The organism is Spirillospora sp. NPDC046719, from assembly GCF_040645715.1.
In the GTDB taxonomy this organism is placed as follows: Bacteria; Actinomycetota; Actinomycetes; order Streptosporangiales; family Streptosporangiaceae; genus Spirillospora.
The window spans coordinates 1-5,202 of the sequence record NZ_JBEYYT010000560.1; the positions used below are offsets into that span (position 1 = coordinate 1).

The following is a 5,202-nucleotide window of genomic DNA, read 5'->3' on the forward strand; positions in this document are numbered from 1 at the left end:
GGCGGCGGTGTCGTGGGCGCCCGCCGCGGCGGCCCGGCGCTCGGCGGCGAGGAGCGCGTGATGGGCCTGCCGCGCCGTGTCGTACGCCAGGTCGGGCGAGTTGAGGATCACGAGGAGCCGGTAGTGGTGGACGAGGAGGTCGGCCTGGTCCGCGGGCAGCGTGTCGACCCAGTCGATGGCGCGCCGGTGCCGGGCGATCCGCTGGCTGCGCGGCAACTGGGCATGGGCGACCTCGCGGAGGAGCGGCTGCCGGATGGCGTACTCCGGCGCGCCGGAGCGGTCCGACGGCCGCCGCACGAGGAAGTCCTTGCGCTCCAGGGCGTGCAGGGCCTCGGCGGTCTCCTCGATGGTGCGGGCGGAGACGGCGGCCACGCCCTCGGCCCGGAACCCGCTCTCCGGGAAGGTCGTGGCGTCCCGCAGGACGGCCCGTTCGGGGAGCGGGAGCGTGTCGATCCGGGCGGCGACGAGGGCGCGCAGCGGCCCGGGGACGGGCGCGCCGTCGTAGGCGCCGTGGCAGGCGTCGCCGGCGTACCCGCGCACGGCCCGCGCGTACTCCTCGGCGTGCCGCGGGTTGCCGCCGACCAGCGTGAGCATCGCGGGGTCGGCGGGGCGGGGCAGGAGCGCGCGGGCCTCCTCGTCGGACAGCGGGTCCAGCGTGAGCGTGGTGACGTCGCGCTTCCCGCATCCCCAGCGCGTCCTGCGCTGCCGCAGTTCGGGCCGGGCGGTCGCCACGATGAGGACCGGCACCCGAGCGAGCTGCTCGGTCAGGTCCTCGACCTGGTCCAGCAGGACCGTGCCGGCGCGGTGCAGGTCCTCCAGGACGATCGTGAGGGGGCCGTCCAGCGCGAGGTCGGCGACGTGCCGGCGCCAGGCGGCCGCCCCGGCCTCCGCAGGAAGGCGCTCGATCAGCCGGGCCGTCTCGGCGCCGTCCGGCAGCGACCGCACCGCGTCGGCGAGCGGGGCGAGGATCCCGCCCGCGTACGGCGGGGTGCGGCCGAGGAGCACGGACCCGGGGACGTCCGCGGCGAACTCGGCCATCAGGCGGCTCTTGCCGATGCCGGGCTCGCCGAGGACGGTGACCAGGTGCGGGCGCTGCCTGCGGCGCACGTCGCCGAGCAGGCCGCGGAGGATCTCCAGGTCCCGGTCCCGGCCGACCAGCGGCCCGGTGCGCGCCGGGACGGGCGTCCACGGCAGCGGTCCGTGTCCGGGTGCGACGGGGACGCCGCCGGCCGGGTCGTCCTCCGGCGCGGCGGCGTGCAGGCCGGCGGCGCGGGCGGTCACCGGGCAGACCCGGATACCGCCGGGCGGCGCGTGGGCCAGCAGCCGCTCGGCGGAGTGCGGCACCGTCCCCGCCAACTGCGCGGGAAAGGGGTCGTGCTCGTCCCGGTAGGTCGCGAGGACGTCGCCGGTGGCGACGGCGATCTGGACGCCGAGGAACGTCGCGACCCGGTCGTCGATCCGCGCGCGGACGGCGCGGGCCGTGCGGACGGCGCGCTCGGGGTCGTCCTCGTGCGAGCGCGGGAAGCCGAACAGCACGGGGCGGACCGAGCCGAGCGTCTCGCGCACGGCCCCGCCGAAGCGGCGGGCCTCCTCGGCGATGATCCGGGCGAGGTCGTTGAGCGTCTCGTCGACGCATTCGGACGAGCCGTGCACCACGTCCACGCGGGTGCGCACCAGCAGGACGCTGGCCCGCTTGCGCTCGGAGACGGGACGCTCGGAGACGGGGCGCTCGGCGTCGCCGGCGCGACCGCCGCCGGGGACCCGTTCGCGCGCGTCGGCGGCCTTGCCGCACGGTGTCCTGGCCGGTGGCGCGATCGCGGGGCGGTCCGGCGCGCCCTGCGCATCCGCCGCGCCGGGGGCCGCGCCTTCCGGAGGCGTGCCGCCCGCGATGCCGGGCGCCGTCCCCCGTGCGAGGGCGAGCCGCGGGTCCTGGTTCAGGATGTCGCGTTCCAGCCGTCTGAGCTCGGGGCCGGGGTCCAGCCCGAAGCCGTCCCGCAGGACGTCGCGGAGGTCCTGGTAGACCGCCAGCGCCTCGCGCTGGCGCCCGCTCCGGTAGAGCGCCAGCATCAGCAGGCCGCACAGCCGCTCGCGCGCGGGCTCCTCGTCGACCAGGGACGTCATCTCGCCGATCAGCTCGTGGTGGCGGCCGAGGGCGAGCTCGGCCTCGAGGCAGTCCTCCAGCGCGGCGAGCCGCGCCTCCTCGAGGACCGTCAGCTCGGGCCACGCGGTGACGGAGTCGATGACGTCGGCCAGCGCGGGGCCGCGCCACAGCGCGAGGGCCTCGCGCAGGCGCCGGGCCGCGGGCTCCCACGCCTCCGCGCGGAAGTCGGCGCGGCCCTGTTCCACCAGCGTGCGGAAACGGGTGACGTCGATGAGGCCGGGGTCGAGGCGGAGCAGGTATCCGGGCGAGGCGGTCTCCAGCGCGCAGGAGCCGTCGTCGGGGAGCGCGCGGCGCACTCCGGCGACGGCGTTCTGCACCATCTTGCGCGCGGTGGGGGGCACGGGATCGTGCCACAGGGCGCGGATGAGGTCGCCGGTGGACACCACGGTCCCGGCGTGCAGGAGCAGATAGCCCAGGACCGCGCGCTGGTTGGCCCCTCCGAGCGGGACGGGCCGGCCGTCCCGCACCACCTCCAGCGGACCGAGCAGGCTGAATCGCAAGGGGGTCCCCCTGTCGACCGTCTCGTCTTGGCGGGTATTTCATACTAATTCTATCGATATTGGCTGCAATTGGAAGCGGTCAACCCCCGAGGCCGAAGTAGGACGCGTAACACTCCAGCTGGTGATCGAGCGTGTGGGATCCGTGATGGACCGCGCGGCCGAGCGCGGCCGCGGCCCGCAGCAGCGGCGTCTCGGCGGGGCTCATGACGATGTCGGCGACCACCCCGCCCGGCGGCACCAGGGCGGGGTCGAAGGGCAGCGGGTCGCCCGCGCGCATCCCGAGGGGGGTGGCGTTGACGGCGATGTCCGCGTCCTCGACCCGGGGGACGGCCGAGCCGGACGCGCGGCCCGGCCAGCGTGCGGCGAGGCGGGCGAGCAGCGCGCCGAGGCGCCGGGCGTCGGTGTCGCAGACCGACAGGCGGGCCGCCCCGTTCTCCAGCAGCGCCGCCGCCAGCGCGGCGCCCGCTCCGCCCGCGCCCACCAGCGAGACGCGCCGGCCCTCCGGGTCGTGGCCGCACGCCCGCAGCCCGCGGACGAAGCCGACGCCGTCGAAGTTGTCGGCGTGCCAGCGGCCGTCCGGCTCGCGGCGCAGGGCGTTCGCGCTGCCGGTGAACGCGGCCGCCGGGCCCAGCTCGTCGGCGTACCGGCAGATCTCGATCTTGTGCGGCACGGTGACCAGCAGCCCGTCCAGGTTGCGGACGCGCCGCAGCCCGTCCACCACCGGGGCGAGGTCCGCCGGCCGGACGTGCACCGGGACCAGCACCGCGTCCCGGCCGAGCCGCTCCAGCAGCGGGTTGACCAGCGCCGGGGCCCGCACCTGCTCGACCGGATCGCCGAGGACGGCCAGCAGACGGGTCGTGCCGGTGATGCGCCCCATGTCAGTCTCCTCCGGCCGGCATCCCCGCGAGCGCGGCGGCGGCCTCGGACTCCGGCACCCCCGTCACCAGCTCCGCGCCGTGCGGGCCGTCCAGCACGAACGCGAGCCCGTCCGCGGCCTTCTTGTCCAGCCGCATCAGGCGCACGAGCGCATCCCGGTCGGCGTCCGCGGGTAGGCCGGTCGGGAGCCCGAAGGCCGCGACGACGTCATGGTGCTCGGCGACGCGGGCCGGGCCGATCCGGCCGAGCCGGCCGGCGAGCCGCCCCGCGTAGACGGTGCCGATCGCCACCGCCTCCCCGTGCCGCAGCCGGTAGCCGGTGGCGCGTTCGAGCGCGTGGCCCAGGGTGTGCCCGTAGTTGAGCAGGTGCCGCCGCCCCGCGTCGCGCTCGTCGGCGGCCACCACCGACGCCTTGAGCGCCACGCTCGCCGCGATCTGCTCCTCCACGGGACGCCCGTGCAGGCCGGGCGCGCCGATGAAGTGGCAGCGCGCGATCTCCCCGTACCCGTTGATCCACTCGCGGCGGGGGAGGGTCGCGAGGTAGTCGGTATCGCAGAGGACCGCGCGCGGCTGCCAGTACGTCCCGACGAGGTTCTTGCCGTGCGGCAGGTTCACCGCCGTCTTGCCGCCGATGCTCGCGTCCACCTGCGCCAGCAGCGAGGTCGGCAGGTGCACGACGGGGACGCCCCGGTGGTAGAGCGCCGCTGCCAGGCCCACCAGGTCGGTGACGGTGCCCCCGCCGCACGACACGACCGCGTCCGCCCGGGTCAGCCCGAGATCGGCGAAGCGCCGGCACAGCTCCTCCACCTGCGACAGCGTCTTGTGGGTCTCGCCGTCGCGCACGGGGACCACCGTGGACGGCACCCCGGGATCGGGCGTCCACTCCGCGGGCCTGGCCGAGACGACCACGGCCCGCCGCGCTCCGATCCCGGCGATGACGCCGGGGAGCGCGGCGCGCACCCCGGCCCCGATGCGCACCTGGTAGGAACGCTCGCCCAGCGCCACGTCCACGCACCGCGACGCCGTGGCCGTCCCCTCATCCCGTCCGGTCACTCCGGGCCTCCTCCCGCTCCGCCAGCAGCAGTGCTCCGTGCAGGGACGACAGCGCGCCCAGCGCCGCGGGCCGCACCGACGGCGGCGCGTACCCCGCACGGGCGTATCCCGCGACGCGCTCGGCGACCGCCTCGGTGAAGCCGGGCAGCCCCGCGGCGACGCCGCCGCCGATCACGGCGATCTCGGGATGCAGGAGCTCCCCGAGGCCCGTGACGGCGGCCGCGAGCGCGTCCCATGCCGGCTCCAGCGCGGCCGCCGCCCACCGCGCCCCGTCCGCCAGCCCGTCGCGGAGCCCGGCGAACGGGACCGGCGAACCCCGCAGCCGGGCCGCCCGCCGGAGGATCGCGGGACCGGAGGCGGCGGCCTGGACGCAGCCGAACCGGCCGCAGTCGCACCGCTCGTCCCGCGCCGACCGGTCGACGACGAGGTGGCCGGCCTCGCATCCGGGCACCGGCCGGCCGTCCAGCACGGCGCCACCGCCGACGCCCGTGCCGACCCCGAGGTACACCGCGTTCCGCGCCCGCGCCCGCTCGGCCTCCGCGAGCGCCGCCACGTCGCCGTCGTCGGCCCAGCGCACGGCGGCCCCGGGGAACAGGGCGCGCAGCCGCGCCCC

4 protein-coding genes are annotated in these 5,202 nt (G+C 77.3%); all 4 read right to left on the reverse strand.

The window, feature by feature from the left end:
• Positions 1 to 2,661 (reverse strand): ATP-binding protein (locus tag ABZ914_RS45955; RefSeq protein WP_500200971.1); only part of this gene is annotated, 2,661 nt, incomplete at its 3' end.
• A 79-nt stretch (positions 2,662 to 2,740) separates the two neighbouring features.
• Positions 2,741 to 3,538, reverse strand: coding sequence for a shikimate dehydrogenase family protein (locus ABZ914_RS45960; protein ID WP_500200972.1), 798 nt, complete (start codon positions 3,536 to 3,538; stop codon positions 2,741 to 2,743).
• Position 3,539: 1 nt separating this feature from the next.
• The gene (locus ABZ914_RS45965) at positions 3,540 to 4,589 is read right to left on the reverse strand and encodes a 3-dehydroquinate synthase (protein WP_500200973.1); all 1,050 of its coding nucleotides are present in this window, start codon (positions 4,587 to 4,589) and stop codon (positions 3,540 to 3,542) included.
• Positions 4,573 to 5,202: ROK family protein (locus ABZ914_RS45970; RefSeq protein ID WP_500200974.1), on the reverse strand; the 630-nt coding region annotated here is incomplete at its 5' end. The genes ABZ914_RS45965 and ABZ914_RS45970, both read right to left, overlap by 17 nt.

Bases quoted from the DNA above. Each gene is read 5' to 3' on its own strand.
- ABZ914_RS45960 (WP_500200972.1), bottom strand. From the start codon at position 3,538: ATGGGGCGCATCACCGGCACGACCCGTCTGCTGGCCGTCCTCGGCGAT.